The 15,173-nt window shown below is 62.5% G+C and carries 12 protein-coding genes; 8 read left to right on the top strand and 4 right to left on the bottom strand.

Translation table 11 applies throughout. The features are described from left to right. The 5 genes from CVS27_RS04015 (at position 1) to CVS27_RS03995 (ending at position 5,864) form a co-directional block, all read left to right on the top strand. A complete protein-coding gene (locus CVS27_RS04015; RefSeq protein WP_103464463.1) occupies positions 1-1,113 on the top strand; it encodes a branched-chain amino acid aminotransferase in 1,113 nt (370 codons plus the stop codon). Between the two features lie 174 nt (positions 1,114-1,287). Next, on the top strand, positions 1,288-2,064 hold the full coding sequence (locus CVS27_RS04010; RefSeq protein ID WP_103464462.1) for a fumarylacetoacetate hydrolase family protein: 777 nt from the start codon (positions 1,288-1,290) through the stop codon (positions 2,062-2,064). A gap of 204 nt (positions 2,065-2,268) precedes the next feature. Beyond that, a complete protein-coding gene (locus CVS27_RS04005) occupies positions 2,269-3,489 on the top strand; it encodes a histidine kinase (protein ID WP_103464461.1) in 1,221 nt (406 codons plus the stop codon). Next, complete coding sequence (locus tag CVS27_RS04000) at positions 3,489-4,142, top strand: response regulator (protein WP_103464460.1); 654 nt, start codon at positions 3,489-3,491, stop codon at positions 4,140-4,142. Before CVS27_RS04005 ends, CVS27_RS04000 begins: the two co-directional genes overlap by 1 nt. Positions 4,143-4,418: 276 nt before the next feature. Then, positions 4,419-5,864, top strand: coding sequence for an amino acid permease (locus CVS27_RS03995; RefSeq protein WP_243399720.1), 1,446 nt, complete (start codon positions 4,419-4,421; stop codon positions 5,862-5,864). 97 nt (positions 5,865-5,961) lie between these two features. On the opposite strand, the gene CVS27_RS03990 is transcribed toward CVS27_RS03995, so the two are convergent. Further along, positions 5,962-8,121 carry a YhgE/Pip domain-containing protein gene (locus tag CVS27_RS03990; RefSeq protein ID WP_103464459.1) on the bottom strand — a complete coding sequence of 720 codons (2,160 nt, stop codon included), beginning with the start codon at positions 8,119-8,121 and terminating at the stop codon, positions 5,962-5,964. 272 nt (positions 8,122-8,393) lie between these two features. Beyond that, positions 8,394-9,764: a GAF domain-containing protein gene (locus tag CVS27_RS03985; protein ID WP_103464458.1), complete on the bottom strand. Its 1,371-nt coding sequence runs from the start codon at positions 9,762-9,764 to the stop codon at positions 8,394-8,396. A 185-nt stretch (positions 9,765-9,949) separates the two neighbouring features. Between CVS27_RS03985 and CVS27_RS03980 the strand changes: the two genes are divergently transcribed. Then, positions 9,950-11,752: an NAD(P)/FAD-dependent oxidoreductase gene (locus CVS27_RS03980; protein WP_103464457.1), complete on the top strand. Its 1,803-nt coding sequence runs from the start codon at positions 9,950-9,952 to the stop codon at positions 11,750-11,752. 99 nt (positions 11,753-11,851) lie between these two features. Here the strand turns inward: CVS27_RS03980 and CVS27_RS03975 are convergent, their stop codons facing one another. Together CVS27_RS03975 and CVS27_RS03970 are read right to left on the bottom strand one after the other, a co-directional pair. After that, a complete protein-coding gene (locus tag CVS27_RS03975) occupies positions 11,852-12,349 on the bottom strand; it encodes an SRPBCC family protein (protein WP_103464456.1) in 498 nt (165 codons plus the stop codon). Positions 12,350-12,363: 14 nt separating this feature from the next. Further along, positions 12,364-12,696: an ArsR/SmtB family transcription factor gene (locus CVS27_RS03970; protein WP_103464455.1), complete on the bottom strand. Its 333-nt coding sequence runs from the start codon at positions 12,694-12,696 to the stop codon at positions 12,364-12,366. A gap of 144 nt (positions 12,697-12,840) precedes the next feature. Between CVS27_RS03970 and gltX the strand changes: the two genes are divergently transcribed. Next, positions 12,841-14,340, top strand: coding sequence for a glutamate--tRNA ligase (gltX, locus tag CVS27_RS03965; protein ID WP_103464454.1), 1,500 nt, complete (start codon positions 12,841-12,843; stop codon positions 14,338-14,340). Between the two features lie 5 nt (positions 14,341-14,345). Then, a complete protein-coding gene (locus CVS27_RS03960) occupies positions 14,346-15,143 on the top strand; it encodes an HAD family hydrolase (RefSeq protein WP_103464453.1) in 798 nt (265 codons plus the stop codon). The last annotated feature ends 30 nt before the right edge of the window (positions 15,144-15,173 follow it).

Genomic DNA, 15,173 nt, shown 5'->3' with positions numbered 1-15,173 from the left:
ATGACCCAGAACGCCAATGAGCTGAGCTTTTCGCAGACGCTTAGTGAGAACCCCAAGAGCAGTGCAGAGCGTGAGGCCATTTTGGCCAACCCCGGCTTTGGCGACTACTTTACGGATCACACGGCCGTTGTGGATTTCAAGGTTGACGCCAGCGGTGCAGGTGGCTGGTCCAACGCACGCGTGGAGCCCTACGGTCCCATCGCCATGGACCCGGCCGCCGCCGTGCTTCACTATGGCCAGGAAATTTTCGAGGGCATGAAGGCCTACCGCCACGCCGACGGTTCGGTGTGGACGTTCCGGGCCGAGGCCAACGCCGCCCGTCTGAACACCTCCGCGCGTCGGCTGGCCCTGCCGGAACTGCCGCCGGAAACATTCATTGAATCGCTGCGCCAGCTTGTTGCCGTGGATCAGGAATGGGTGCCCAGCGGCGACGGCGAGGCCCTGTACCTGCGCCCGTTCATGATCGCCACCGAGGCGTTCCTGGGTGTCCGCCCGGCCCGCGAAGTCTCTTACCGGGTCATCGCCTCCCCGGCCGGCAACTACTTTGGCGGCGAGCTGAAGCCCGTTTCGATCTGGCTCACCACCACCTATGCCCGCGCCGGCGAAGGCGGCACGGGCGAGGCCAAATGCGGCGGCAACTATGCCGCATCGCTGGCAGCGCAGATGGAAGCTGAGGCCCAGGGTTGCAAGCAGGTATTGTTCCTTGACCCGTTCAACGACAACGCCGTTGAAGAGCTCGGCGGCATGAACGTCTTCTTCGTGTTCAAGGACGGGACGCTTGTCACCCCAGCACTTAACGGGCACATTCTGCACGGCATCACCCGCTCCTCAGTCATGCAGTTGGCGGCGGACCGAGGCATGAAAGTTGAAGAACGCAAGATCACCATCGATGAATGGCGTGACGGCGTAGCCAACGGCGAGATCACCGAGGTGTTCGCCTGCGGTACGGCCGCAGTCATCACCCCCATCGGCGAGCTGAAGACGGCTGAAGGTACCATCTCATCCCCGGCTGACGGCATCGGCGAAGTCACCGCCGCCATCCGCGAACAGCTGCTGGGCATCCAGACGGGCGCCGTAGAGGACCTGCACGGCTGGCTGACCCGCCTGGCCTAGCCTTCTCCAACTGGCCCGCAGAAAACGGCGAAAAATCACGATTTTGACGTGTTTTTCGGCGTTTTCTGCGGGTCAGTTGGGGTTTAAGCCCGACGGCGGGATGCACCGTGCGCTGCCGTCCGGCCACCGCGCCACGGACCACGTCGCCAGCACTTTGCCGATACACTAAAACACATGCGTATAGCCCGTTTTGTTGTTGATAATGACCCGATGTACGGCATTGTGGAAGGGGAGGTCGGCAGTGAGATTGTCACCGTCATCAAGGGCGATCCTTTCTTCAATGGCGTCGAACTCACCACCATCAAGTACCCGTTGATCGATGTGCGCCTGGTAGCCCCGATCATTCCGCGCAGCAAGGTCATCGGGGTGGGCCGCAACTTCGCCGACCACGCCCGCGAATTGGGCAACGAGGTGCCTGAGAGTCCGCTGCTGTTCCTCAAACCCAACACCTCCGTGATTGGCCCCAACGAGCCCATCGTTTTGCCTGAATTCTCCGAGGAGGTCTCCTACGAGGCCGAGCTGTGCGTTGTCATTGGCCGCATCTGCAAGGACGTCCCGGAGTCACGGGTGGATGAGGTCATCTTCGGCTACACCTGCGGCAACGACCTCACGGCCCGCGACGTCCAGGCTGGCGACGGCCAGTGGGCCCGCGCCAAGGGCTTTGACACGTCCGCCCCGCTTGGCCCGTGGATCGAAACCGAGCTGGACCCCGATGACGTGTCCATCAAGGGCTGGCTCAACGGCGAATTGCGCCAGGACGGCAGCAGCAACCAGATGGTCCGCAGCGTCCGCGAACTCGTCTCGATCGTCTCGCACGCCTTCACCCTCCTGCCGGGCGACGTCATCATGACAGGAACCCCGGCCGGTGTTGACCTGCTCAACGACGGCGACCGCTATGACGTCGAGATCGAGGGCATCGGCCGCCTCTCCAACCCCGTGGTCCGCCGCTAGTCCCCAGCCGCTCCCAGAACTCGCAAGCTCGTTCCGGGGCCCTCGCGGCCGTGGGCCCAAGCCGCTCCTGTGTGCCGCCGTCGTGGACTCACGACGGCGGCACACAGTTTTAGGGGAAATGTGAGTTTGTTGGGGGATGGGTTGTGCGGGAGTGACAACTTTAGTTGGATGCGTCGGCCGTGGCGGGACTTTTAGGCTCGAAGTATGAATACAAAAAAATTGCTTGATGGCAGCGTGTGGCGAACGGTGCTGCTGGTCATCGTCGTGGCCGCAGCCGATGTGCTGCTCTCCGTCATCTCGATCGGATTGGGCATGGACAGTGGATCTGTTCCCGACCCGGAGCATGCTGGCATTGAATGGGCCCGATTCGGATTCGCTCCCCTCTTAGCCCCGGTGGCTGCCGTTGCCCTCATCTGGCGGCACCGCTTCCCAAAATCCGTGGCCGCATTAACTGCAGTCCTTGGTGCGCTGTCCTTCAGCGGCATCGCGTTCTTTGTGGCCTTGTTCCTGCTGGCCAAGCGCCAACTGTCGTGGTGGGTCGCGGTCATAGTTGCCCTATCCATCGGAGCCGAAGCGCTGCTGGGCATGGGGCCATGGGGCTGGGATGTTGCGCTGGTTGGGGTGGTCCTGCTGGTGGCCATTGCCGGTTGGGGGGCCTATCGCGGCCAGAGGGCCAGGTTACGGCAATCGCGGCTGGTCTCCCTCAAGGAAAGGGCAGGGCGAGTCGAAGCGGAACGAATTGCTGACATTGAAACGAGTAAGTTGGCCGAGCGCCACCGGATCGCCCGCGAAATGCGCGACACCCTGGCCCACAGGATGTCGCTGGTGGCTGTTCAGGCCGCGGCCTTGCAGGTTGACGCCCCCGACGCCGAAACAGCCGAAGCTGCCACGTTGATCCGCGAAACTGCCCATGCCGCGCTCGGCGAACTGCGCGATGTGCTGGGTGTTTTGCGCGAATCCGGAGCGTCGCACGCCGCATTGGCCCGCACAGCGCCGTCGGGGATCGAAGAGATCGCAGGACTCGTGGCCGAATGGCGGCAGGCCGGTCTGAACGTTGGCTACACGCCCAACCCAACCTTGGGCAACGGCATTCCTGACGCGCCCAGTCGGGCAGCCTACCGGGTGGTGCAGGAGGGTATGACCAATGTGGCCCGTCACGCCCCCGAGGCAGCCGCAGCCGTGACGCTTGAGCGGCGCAGTACTGAATCCGGCGGCTCGGTCCTCCATATCTCAGTTGTGAACGGTCCCAGCGGTCCTGGCGCACCGGCACTGGGGGCCGGCCTGGGCTTGATCGGGCTTGCCGAACGGGTCCAACTCCTGGGCGGCACCGTGGACCACCGGCCAACGGAATCCGGCTTTGAATTGCGTGCAGTCATTCCGCTCCAGCAGCAGGGCAAGCAGGAATTTACCGGAGATGCGCTGTGATGGATAAAATCCGGGTGATTGTTGCCGACGACGAGCAGCTGGTCCGTGCTGCCCTGGTAAAAATGGTCAACTCCCGCCTCGACATGACGGTGGTTGGCGAGGCAGCCAGCGGACCGCAGGCGGTGAGGTGCGCGCAGACCCAGCGCTCCGACGTCGTACTGATGGACGTTCGGATGCCCGACGGCGACGGCATCACCGCAACAGCCCAAGTGCGCGCGCTGCAACAGGCTCCGCAGGTTCTGGTGCTCACCACCTTTGACCTTGACGACCACGTTTTTGCCGCCCTGGAAGCTGGGGCTGCGGGCTTCATGCTCAAGGACACCGAACCGGAACGGCTCTTTCACGCTATAAGGGCGGTCGCGGCGGGGGAGGGCATGCTTGCTCCCACGGTGACGAAACGTCTGATCGAGCGGACCCGCATGCGTGCCGCGGCGACAAAGGCGAACGCGGCGCTGGCCCGGCTGGACCGCTTGACGGCGCGCGAGGCCGAGGTGCTCCACGCCATGGCGCAGGGGATGAGCAATGACGGGATAGGGCAGAATTTGTGCCTCAGTGAGGCCACGGTGAAGACCCATGTCTCGCGGATCCTGGCCAAGTTGGAACTGGACAACAGGGTTCAGGCTGCGCTCCTTTTTCGCGACGCCCAGCACTGAACCGCCTGTACTTGTCCCTGACCGACCCGATTCATGAAAACTTTTTTGCCGAATTTATGACTGGTCGCTCCGCGCCGAAAATTCGCGGGTATTGATGTATTTTCATGCGTCAGTTCTGTCATCCCAGACAATTTAAGGGCAGATTTGGCTGTGATTGGCATCACGCACTTATTTCGTCGTAGTACGCTTGTGTAGCCCTTTGAGCCTGTGTTTGTGATAAAACCACGAATATTAGACTTCTGCTAGTGGGGCGAACCTCGACTAAAAGGACCTTGCGTGAGCACCGAAGCAACTGACACAGCAACACCTCTGGCCGGCTCGGACGACATCACAGCCGAGGGATACCAAAAAACTCTCAACCGTCGCCAGGTCACCATGATCGCGATGGGTGGCGCCATTGGTGTGGGCTTGTTCATGGGAGCCGGTGGCCGGCTCGCGTCAACCGGTCCGTCCCTGATCTTCTCCTATGCCATTGCCGGCGTCATTGCCTATCTGCTGATGCGGGCCTTGGGCGAACTCATCATGTACCGCCAGACCTCGGGATCCTTTGTTTCCTACGCTGGTGAACTGTTCGGCAAAAAGGGCGCGTTCCTCTCCGGCTGGATGTACTTCATCAACTGGGCCATGACGGGCGTGGCTGAGCTCATCGCCATCGGCCTATATTTCCAATACTTCTTCCCAGGTGTTCCCGTTGAAGTGAGCGCCTTCTGTGCCTTGATCCTGCTGGTGGCGGTGAACCTGCTCAGCGTGAAGGCCTTCGGTGAATTTGAGTTCTGGGCCTCCTGCCTGAAGGTCGGCGCCATCTTGATCTTCCTCGCCGTGGGAACGTACATGGTAATCACCAACGCCTCCGTGGGCGCCGGGCAGGCCAGCGTTGGCAACCTGTTCCACGAACAAGGCGGCATGTTCCCCAAGGGCGGCCTGGTGATGATCCTGGTTTTGAACGCAGTGATTTTTGCCTACAACGCCATTGAACTGGTGGGCATTACGGCCGGCGAAATGAAGAATCCTGAACGCGAAGTACCCAAGGCCATCCGCGCAGTGGTGGTTCGTATTGTGGTGTTCTACGTTGGCTCGGTCACGCTGCTGGCCATGATCATGCCCTCGGACCAGTACAAGTCCGGTGAGAGCCCGTTTGTCACTGTCTTCACCGCCATGGGCCTTGACTGGGTGGGCTCGGTCATGAACTTTGTGGTCATCACCGCAGCCCTGTCCTCTTGCAACTCCGGGCTGTACTCGATCGGACGCATCTTCCGCACCATGGCCAACAACGGCCACGCACCCAGCTGGCTGACCAAGATGTCCTCACGCCACGTGCCGTACGCAGCCATCCTGAGCATCGCCGGAGTTTACGTGGTGGGCGTGCTGGCCAACATTTGGCTCGGTGGCTCGCACGCCTTCGACCTGGCGCTGAACACCGCCTCGATCGGTGTGATCTTTACCTGGGGCTCCATCTTCGCCAGCCAGATCATGCTGCGCAAGAAGAAGGGGCAAGTCTCATCCCTGCCCATGCCCGGTTCGCCCTGGACCAGCTGGGTTGGCCTGATTGCCCTGCTCATCATCACGGTACTGATCGGTTTCGACACCATGACGGCCCCGGATGGCAGCGTATTCATGCTGGGCCTGTGGACGCTGTGCACCATCCCGTTCTTTGCCGTGGTCCTGTGGATTGGCTGGCAGTTCGTGAAGAACAACGAGCCCAAGAGCCAACTGTTCAGCTGACATCAGCCAAAAATGCCGCCGCTCCCGCAAAATGCCACCCATATACCTGTGGCAAAAAGCGGGAACGGCGGCATTTTTCGTTGACACCTGTTGGGCGTTAGTCCCGCCGCGTTGAAGCTCGACGGCGGAGCATGAGCGTCAGGGCAATGGCCACCAGAAGTGCGCCGACGATTGCCAGGATGGGAGCCGGTGATGAGACTGCTCCGGCCGGGGTTACGGCCGAAACGCCGGAATACAGATCCGAAGTGCCGTCGGCTACTTCGCTGTTGCCAGCAGCCAGTGCATCCGCCCCGTCAGCCATGAGGCTGGCTCCGTTGGCCAGGGCTGAGGAGCCGGCGGCAAGTTTCGAGTTTCCATCTGCCAGCGCCGTGTTGCCGGCAGCAAGTTTTCCAGCACCTTCGGCCAGCGTCTTGCTTCCGGCCAGCAGGCCCGATCCGGCCTGATCCGGCGTCCCCGCGACGCCCTCATTGAGTGCCTCGGTGCCGGCGGCGAGCTTCTCCGTGCCCGATTCCAGGTTCTTGGTCGCGTACAGCAGGCCGGGGCGCTCGGGATCTCCGGGTGTTCCATCCATGCCGAAAACCAGCTGCTGGGTGCCAGCGGAGAGCTTTTCCGTGCCCGCAGAGAGCTTCGAGCTGCCGGCGGCCAGTTCAGCAGTGCCGTCAATGAGACCCGGAGTGCCAGCTGAGCCTGTCAGGCCGGAGGCGATTTGCCCGGTGCCGGCGGAGAGCTTGCCGGTGCCAGTGGAGAGGGTGGTGGATCCGGCTGCCAGAGACTGCACCGCGTTGAGCAGGCCTGGCTGGGAGGGATCATTGGGCATGCCATGGACGCCCACCATCAGTTGCCGGGTACCCGCGTGCAGTGCCGTGGTCCCGTCCGCGAGTTGCTTGGTTCCCTCGGAAACCGCAGCGGCGCCAACCGCGAGTTTACGGGTGCCGGCAACAAGTCCTGGTTGGGTGGCATCGTTGGGCACGCCATTGAGCCCTGCGGACAGTTGTGTTGTTCCCTCGGCCAGTTGTTTGGCTCCGGCCGATAGGTGCTGCGCACCGGCCACAAGGCCTGGATTGCCGGGATCGGTGCTGTTGAGTTTTTGGCCCAACACGCCAAAGCCGGCCTTGAGCTGCTGGCTCCCGGCGGCAAGATCCGAGCTTCCTGCGGCAGCCTGCTGGGCGCCTGCCTCCAACGCGGCCAATTTATCCAGAAGTGCGCCCACAGGTGTGGCCGGGTTGGCTTTGGAATAGGCAAGCAGCTGTGACATTCCCTCGCTCAAGGCCGCGATGCCCCCGGCCGGAGCACCCGCAGCGGAACCCTGACCAGCCAACTGTGTTGCCCCGGCTGCCAATTGGTTCACGCCGTCAGCCAGGTTTTGCGGTTCTGCACCGGTGGACGAGGCGGAAAGACCTGCCGAGAGCTGCGAGACACCGGCGGCCAGCCCTTGCGCCCCGGTGCTCACTTGCTGGGCCCCGGCGTTGGCCTGTGCGGCGCCGGCACCGAGAGCTGCAGCGCCGGTGGAGGCTGTGGCTGCCCCTGCACTCAGCTGCTGCGCTCCGGCGTTAATTGTGGCTGCACCAGCCGCCGCATCGCCAGCGCCCTTGTTCACTGCCCCAATGCCGGGTGCCAGCTTGGTGGCAACGCCGTCTGCCAGGGATGCGGCGCCGGACTGGAGCGCCTTGGACCCGGCGAACAGTTCCTGAGCGCCGGCGTTGGCGGCAATTACGCCAGGGGCAAGCTGGTTCTTGACGCCGTCGGCGATGGTTGAGGCACCGGTCAACAGGTCCGTCCCGCCGGCAGCCAGCTGATTGGCGCCATCGGCAACGGAGTAAACGCCCGGGGCGAGCTTGTTGCGGACGTCGGCCGCCGTTTTGGCTGCTCCGGCTGACAAGGCGTGGGCGCCGTCATTGGCGCCCGCGAGTCCGGGCAGCAGCTTGTCTTCAACGCCCTCGCTGAGCGCCGTTGCTCCGCTGGAGAGTTTGCTGGCGCCGTTGCTTGCGTCTGTGGCGCCCTCAGCCGCTGTGGCCGCACCCTTTGACAAGGCGGCCGCGCCCTCGTCCAGATCGGTGGCGCCCTGCTGGAGCTTGTTGGCGCCGGCCGAGGTGAGCTTGGTGCCATCGTTGAGCTGTGAAGCGCCGGTGGCAATCTTGGTTGTGGTCAGGGCGAAGAACACGATCAGCCCCAGGACCAGCAGGGCAAGAACGGCGTGGGCAATGTAATGGTTTCTGACGGTCCTGTGCTGCGGCACGCCTGTATTGCTGCGGGTCATGGGCAGTTCCTCACGAAAGTTGGAAGTATGTGATGTAGCTAACAACTTAAGCTACTGCCGAGTAACATACATGAGGAGGTGGCACTTAAGTCAACCGTTATGAAACCGTGACCCAAGGAGAGGTGAATGTGATTGCGTTGGGCCTCACGCTCTGACTGTCATCCGCGCCCGCAGGAAGGGAATGCCAGCAGACTCGGGCAGCCGCTAATTGGCCTACAAATTTGTCCATGAACAGCAGACGGTTGGTGATGTTAGGTCCCCACCGATGGGATCTAAAGCAGCTCGTTTTCCAGCCGCTGTGCACGGGCGGCGAAAACTGCCGCGCGCGGATCGGAGCCAGGCACCAGCTGCGCCAGTGCCGCCACTGCGGCGCAGTCCCCGGCGCCCATGTCTGTTTCCAGCCACCTCGAAAGCACCGGCACCGATGCACCCGAATGCACGGCGTTGCGCACCGAATCATCCAGCTCCTGCCGCAGCAACTCCACGGCCAGCGCTGTTGACCGCGTCAGCAGCGGCGCCGTGTAACCTGCTAAACCGGCATGTATATCCCCGCCACGCAGCGCTGTCCACACAGTGCAGGCATCCACCTGGGCACGGACGGACTCGGCCAAACGGTACGGATTTGATGCGATCACGGGCCCCAGCGCAGCCTTGAGTCGATGCATCTCGATGCGCACCGTCGCCGCGGTTCCCTGCTCCCCAAGCAACTCATAGGCGAGCTCGTCGGCGCTCCACCCCTGCTGCCGCGAACACAGCAGCGCCACAATTTCCGCCCGCCGCAGCGCCAATGGCACGCGGCGCCCATCAGCGTGCACCACGGTTGGTTTCTCACCTAAAAGTTCAATGGCGGCAATGCCATGGCCTGTATGTTCGACGCCGGGCCCGTCACCTTGGGCTGACATCGCGCCGGTAGTAGTTCTGGAACCGGCAGTACCCCCACGAGCTCGGCCCAGGGAATGCCCGCGGCCGATGATTTCCTCGGCCGCCCGGACCGCGCACCGCACCATCCGCAGGGAGTCTGCAGTCAACGTCGCCAGCGGGCCCGAGACATCCAGCACGCCGAGTAAGTCTCCGCTGACGGGGTGGCGGATCGGGGCAGCCGTGCACGCCCAGTCATGGTGGGTGCGCACCAGATGTTCAGCGGAAAACAACTGACCGGGTAAACCCGTGCGCAACACCTCACTAATGGCGTTGGTGCCAGTTCCGGATTCGGACCAGTCGGCGCCCTCCACAAATTCCAACGATTCGCCCAGCGTCAGCGCGTCCTTGCTGCCGATCCGCCACAGCACCTCACCCATGGCGTCCGTAACGATCAGCAATTGCCGGCCGTCAGGGGAGTCGTCGCCCAGCAGCTCTGTCAAGGCGGGCACGGCGGCAGCCAACGGGTGGCTGGAACGTAGGCTGACGGCGTCCAACGGCTCCCGCACGTGCTTGGGGCTGTGCTGGTCAGGGCTTATCCCCAAAGCCAGCGATCTGCGCCAGGATTCTTGGATGCCTGCCGAAATTTCCGGCCGGTGTGCACCCGATATGACGTCGTCGTGAGCAGTCCGTAACAGCCGCGCATAGTTGACCGGATCGGAGAAGCGCAGGGCCGCGATGGCCGGAGACGGCCTTGACCCGGAGCTTGGCAGCAGCTGGAACATGCACTCTCCCTTGAGTTGAGGACCTGGGCCGTGCGCGGAGAATCTTGGGGTGTAACGCCCATGCAACCCCCGCAGGGCTTTACTTGTGAGATCAATCACGTTTGACAAGCCTACGCTCCCGGCCTTCCGGGTGAAACCGCAGGAATCCCGCAGTCAAATTTCCTGATGTACACAAAGGAGTGAACATGTCACACACCCCGGATCCAACCCCCGCGAGCATCGTCGCGGACTGGCTCGCCAACCTCAACTCGGCGCTCCAGGCCAAAGATGTTGCCGCGGCCACTGAACTATTTACCGAAGACAGTTACTGGCGCGACTTCGTTGCCTTCACTTGGAACCTGAAAACGTTTGAAGGGAAGGGGCAGATCGCTCAGATGCTCGCGGATCGGCTGGAGCATGTGGCTCCGAGCCAGTGGGCCATGGCCGAGGACGCCACCGGTGACACTGAAAACACCGAAGCGTGGATCACCTTCGAGACCGGCGCCGCCAATGGTTACGGCCACCTGCGGCTCAAGGACGGCAAGTGCTGGACGCTGCTGACCACCATGCAGGAACTGAAGGGTTTTGAGGAGAAGAAGGGCGTGCGTCGGGAGCGGGGTGTTGCCCATGAGATCACTCGCGGCCGCAAGTCCTGGCTGGAACGCAAGGAGGAAGATCAGGCACGGCTGGGTTATGAGGAGCAGCCGAACACTCTGATCATCGGCGGCGGTCAGGGTGGCATTGGCCTTGCTGCCCGCCTGCGCCGTCAGGGCGTGCCCACCATCGTGGTGGAGAAGAACGACCGCGCCGGTGACTCTTGGCGCAATCGCTACAAGTCCCTGCACCTGCACGATCCCGTTTGGTATGACCACCTGCCGTACCTGAACTTCCCCGATGACTGGCCCGTTTTTGCCGCCAAGGACAAGATCGGCGACTGGCTGGAGCACTACACGGCCATCATGGAGCTGAACTATTGGGCCAGTACGGAGGCCACCAAGGCCGCCTATGATGAGGCCGCCGGTGAATGGGTGGTGGAAGTGAAGCGCGACGGCGTTCCCGTCACCTTGCGCCCCAAGCAACTCGTGTTTGCGCTCGGCGTCTCCGGGTACCCCAATGTCCCCGACTTTGACGGCAAGGAGAGTTTCCTGGGGGCGCAATACCATTCCTCCAAGCATCCGGGCGGCGGTGACTGGACGGGCAAGAAGGCCGTTGTTATCGGCTCCAACAATTCAGCCCACGACATCTGTGCCGACCTCTGGGAACACGGAGCCGATGTCACCATGGTGCAACGTTCCTCCACGCACATCTCCCGCAGCGAATCGCTCATGGATCTGGGTTTGGGGAACTTGTATTCCGAGAAGGCCCTGGCCAATGGGGTCACCACTGACAAGGCTGATCTGCTTTTTGCCTCGCTGCCCTACCGGATCCTGCCTGACGCCCAGAAGCCCGTCTATGCCGAGATGGCCAGCAGGGATGCAGAGTTCTATGACAGCTTGGCCGCGGCCGGTTTCGACCTGGACTTCGGAGAGGACGGCTCCGGATTGTTCGTGAAGTACCTGAGGCGCGGCTCCGGCTACTACATCGATGTGGGCGCCTCGCAGCTGATCATCGACGGCCGGGTCAACCTCGCCACCGGTCAGGTCACCAAGATCACCGGCAATGCCGTGGTGATGGAGGATGGCTCGGAACTCGAAGCCGATGTGATCGTGTACGCCACCGGGTACGGCTCCATGAACGGCTGGCTCTCGGACCTCGTCTCACCCGAGGTGGCCGACTCCGTGGGTAAATGTTGGGGCTACGGTTCCGACACCACACGGGACCCCGGCCCTTGGGAGGGCGAGTTGCGCAATATGTGGAAGCCCACCAACGTCGAGAACCTGTGGATCCACGGCGGCAACCTGCACCAGAGCCGGCACTACTCCAAGTACCTGGCCCTGCAGCTAAAGGCGCGGATGGAGGGACTGGACACGCCCGTCTACCAACGGCAAGCCTCGCACCACACCCACTGATCCGGATGAGGTTGGGGAAAATGCCGCCGCTCCCGCAAAATGCCACCGATATACCTGTGGCAAAAAGCGGGAACGGCGGCATTTTTCGTTCAGGGACTCCTAGCTGACGGACTGCCCGGCAAGGATTGCATCGATCTGGCCCAAGGCCTGGCCCATGCCCTCTTCCATGCCCATGGCGATCATCTGCTCCATCTGTTCGGCCGTTTCAAAAACACTTGACACGGTCATGCGCGTGCTGTCGCCAAAGTCCTCCAGGGTGACAGTCATGCGGGTCACGCCCATGGCGTCCACATGATCCCCGTTCTCGTCGGCAAAACCGTCGTCCAACTCCAGCATGTGCGGCGCGGCGACGGCGGTGATGTGCCACCAGCCCCGGGCCTTTTCGCCGTCGGGCCCGGTCATGAAGTAGGCGATCTTCCCGCCTCGTTTGAAGTCGAAGTGTTCAAAGGTGGCCGGCCACGTGGGCGGGCCCCACCAGCGTTCCAGCTGGCGTGGATCCGCCCAGATCTGCCAGACCCGTTCGACGCCGGCGGCGAACTCGCTCACGATGGTGAAGCTCAGTGCCTCGGGGTTTTTGGTGGAACTAACAACAGTCATGGCGATGCCTTTCGTTATCCTTGTGCCAGAATGTCTGCGATCCGGGCGGCCCGCTGGTGCCAGATCGCTTCGTATTCACTTAGCAGCTGCCGGGCCTTGTGCAATCCTTCATGGTTTGCCCGCACCAGTTGCTCCCTGCCGTGCTTTTCCTTGCTGACAAGGGCCGCGCGTTCCAATACGGCCACATGTTTCTGGACCGCCGCGAAACTCATGTCATAGAGGGCCGCCAATCCCGACACCGAATAGCTCTCCACAGTGACCCTGCGGACAATGTCACGGCGGGTGGAATCTGCGAACGCCTGAAACAGGCGGTCAATGTCGGGTTCACTTAGCTCATCTACAACCATTTGGTTGTACGTTACGCCGTTGCGGGAAGGGCTGTCAATGGTTTCGCAACTATTCCCTTGAGGAAGCCGCGGTCGTGTGCCGGCACATCAGCGGCGCTGGGTTCGTCGGCAGGGCTGCAGGGGGCGGCTAAACTAGATCTCATCATGACTAATGCTGCCTCGATCCCCACTGTCACCGCCGAAACTCCTGTACGGGTACGGTTTTGCCCCTCGCCCACCGGAACGCCCCACGTCGGGTTGATCCGCACGGCCCTGTTCAACTGGGCCTACGCCCGGCACACCGGCGGGAAGATGATCTTCCGCATCGAGGACACCGACGCCAAGCGTGACAGCGAGGAAAGCTACCTCCAGCTTCTGGATGCCCTCAAGTGGCTCGGGATCACCTGGGATGAGGGTGTTGAGGTTGGTGGCCCGCACGAACCCTACCGCCAGTCGCAGCGCGGGGAGATCTACACCGACGTCATTGCCAAGCTCGTTGCCGGCGGGCACGCCTATGAGTCGTATTCCACACCCGAAGAGGTGGAAGTTCGCCACAAGGCGGCCGGCCGGGACGTTAAGCTTGGATACGACAACTTTGACCGTGACCTCACGCCTGAGCAGATTGCCGCCTACAAGGCGGAGGGACGCCAGCCGGCACTGCGCCTGCGCATGCCGGACGCTGACATCACGTTTACAGATTTGGTCCGGGGCGAGATCACCTTTAAGGCAGGATCAGTCCCGGACTACGCAATTGTCCGCCCCAATGGCGCGCCGTTGTACACGCTGGTTAACCCCGTCGATGATGCCCTGATGGGTGTCACCCACGTGCTGCGCGGCGAGGACCTGCTCTCCTCCACGCCCCGCCAGATTGCCCTGTACTACGCGTTGTACGAGGTTGGCGTGGCGGAATACATGCCGCTGTTTGGCCACATGCCCTACGTCATGGGCGCCGGCAACAAGAAGCTGTCCAAGCGTGACCCCGAGTCCAACTTGTTCCTGCACCGAGACCGTGGCTTCATCCCCGAAGGACTGTTGAACTACCTGTCCCTGCTGGGTTGGTCGCTCTCCGCCGATGAGGATATTTTCACCGTGGCCCAGCTCGTGGAAAACTTTGACATCCACGACGTCCTGGGCAACCCGGCGCGCTTTGACATCAAAAAGGCCGAGGCCATCAACGGAACCCACGTGCGCCTGCTTGATGCCACAGATTTCCGCAACCGCCTGGTCCCTTACCTGCAGGCTGAGGGAGTCGTGGGGGAGACCCTGAGCGCCCGCGAGGAGGAAATCCTCACCGAGGCCGCCCCGCTGGTCCAGGAACGCATCACCTTGCTGGGTGAGGCTCCCGAGATGCTGGCGTTCCTTTTCAAGAAGGACGACGCCGTTGACGTCGCCGAGGATGCACTCAAGGGCATGCCCGAGAACCTCACAGAGGTCCTGGATGCTGCGCTGGCGGCGTTGGAGCCGTTGGAGGAGTGGACTGCCGAGTCGATCCAGACAGCCCTCAAGACGGCCCTGGTGGAAGGCCTTGGCGTCAAGCCGCGCCTGGCCTTTGGCCCCGTCCGTACGGCCTTGTCCGGCCGCAAGATTTCGCCGCCGCTCTTTGAATCCATGGTGATCCTTGGCAAGGATTCCTCGCTGACCCGCCTCAAAGCGTTTAGGGGCTAAACACCTTGACGCTGAACGCTTCACAAAACACCCTTGAATCCGCTGCTTGTGCAGGGCGAATCAAGGGTGTTTTGTTTGATATTGATGAAACCATCGTTGACCTGTACCGGGCCATGGCCGATGCCATGGTCTTTGCCTCACAGCGGCTGCTGCCCAACGCCACCGCTGCGGACTGGGACAGCTTTGCGGCCCTGTACATGGCGGATCCGCACAAATACTACGATCGCTACGTCCAGGGCGAATTCAGTTTTGCCCAGCAGCGCGGCCTGCGCGCCCGCGTCGTCTTTGACCACTTGGGTTTCACCGGCTTTGACGGCGCGGTGGAGCAGCGCTGGATTGCTGAGTTCGAGGAAGCCCAGCCACCCTCCATCCGGGCCTTTGCCGACGTCGTGCCGCTCCTTGACGCCCTCGACGCGGCGGGCATCCCCTATGGTGCCGTGAGCAACAACGTTTACGACTACCAGCGTGCCAAGCTGGATGCGGCCGGCCTGGCGCGCATCCAGGTCCTGGTGGGCATCGACACCGTGAACGTGGGCAAGCCCGCGCCGGAGATCTTCCTCGAAGGCTGCCGCCAGCTGGGCACCGCACCGTCGGAAACCCTGTACGTGGGGGACAACTTCATGATCGACGGCGTCGGCTCAGTCAGGGCGGGACTGCTCGGTGTATGGCTGAGCCGGGAAGGCAAGGCAGCGCCGGGTGTTGCTGACAACGACGCGCAGGCTGCGGCGCGCATTGTGAGCGTGGCAAACCTCGCTGAATTGCTCGCCATTGTGGGGATTCAGGCACCCGCCGATTGGCTGTGACGCACAACTCAGCCAAAAACAGCATTCTCG

It is taken from the genome of Arthrobacter glacialis, assembly GCF_002909445.1.
Taxonomy (GTDB): domain Bacteria; phylum Actinomycetota; class Actinomycetes; order Actinomycetales; family Micrococcaceae; genus Specibacter; species Specibacter glacialis.
Note: the sequence above shows the minus strand (reverse complement) of the source record. Positions and strands in the feature narration are given on the sequence as shown.

Bases quoted from the DNA above. Each gene is read 5' to 3' on its own strand.
- gltX (WP_103464454.1), top strand. From the start codon at position 12,841: ATGACTAATGCTGCCTCGATCCCCACTGTCACCGCCGAAACTCCTGTA.
- CVS27_RS03985 (WP_103464458.1), bottom strand. From the start codon at position 9,764: ATGTTCCAGCTGCTGCCAAGCTCCGGGTCAAGGCCGTCTCCGGCCATC.
- CVS27_RS04015 (WP_103464463.1), top strand. From the start codon at position 1: ATGACCCAGAACGCCAATGAGCTGAGCTTTTCGCAGACGCTTAGTGAG.
- CVS27_RS04010 (WP_103464462.1), top strand. From the start codon at position 1,288: ATGCGTATAGCCCGTTTTGTTGTTGATAATGACCCGATGTACGGCATT.
- CVS27_RS03975 (WP_103464456.1), bottom strand. From the start codon at position 12,349: ATGACTGTTGTTAGTTCCACCAAAAACCCCGAGGCACTGAGCTTCACC.
- CVS27_RS03980 (WP_103464457.1), top strand. From the start codon at position 9,950: ATGTCACACACCCCGGATCCAACCCCCGCGAGCATCGTCGCGGACTGG.
- CVS27_RS03970 (WP_103464455.1), bottom strand. From the start codon at position 12,696: ATGGTTGTAGATGAGCTAAGTGAACCCGACATTGACCGCCTGTTTCAG.
- CVS27_RS04005 (WP_103464461.1), top strand. From the start codon at position 2,269: ATGAATACAAAAAAATTGCTTGATGGCAGCGTGTGGCGAACGGTGCTG.
- CVS27_RS04000 (WP_103464460.1), top strand. From the start codon at position 3,489: ATGGATAAAATCCGGGTGATTGTTGCCGACGACGAGCAGCTGGTCCGT.
- CVS27_RS03990 (WP_103464459.1), bottom strand. From the start codon at position 8,121: ATGACCCGCAGCAATACAGGCGTGCCGCAGCACAGGACCGTCAGAAAC.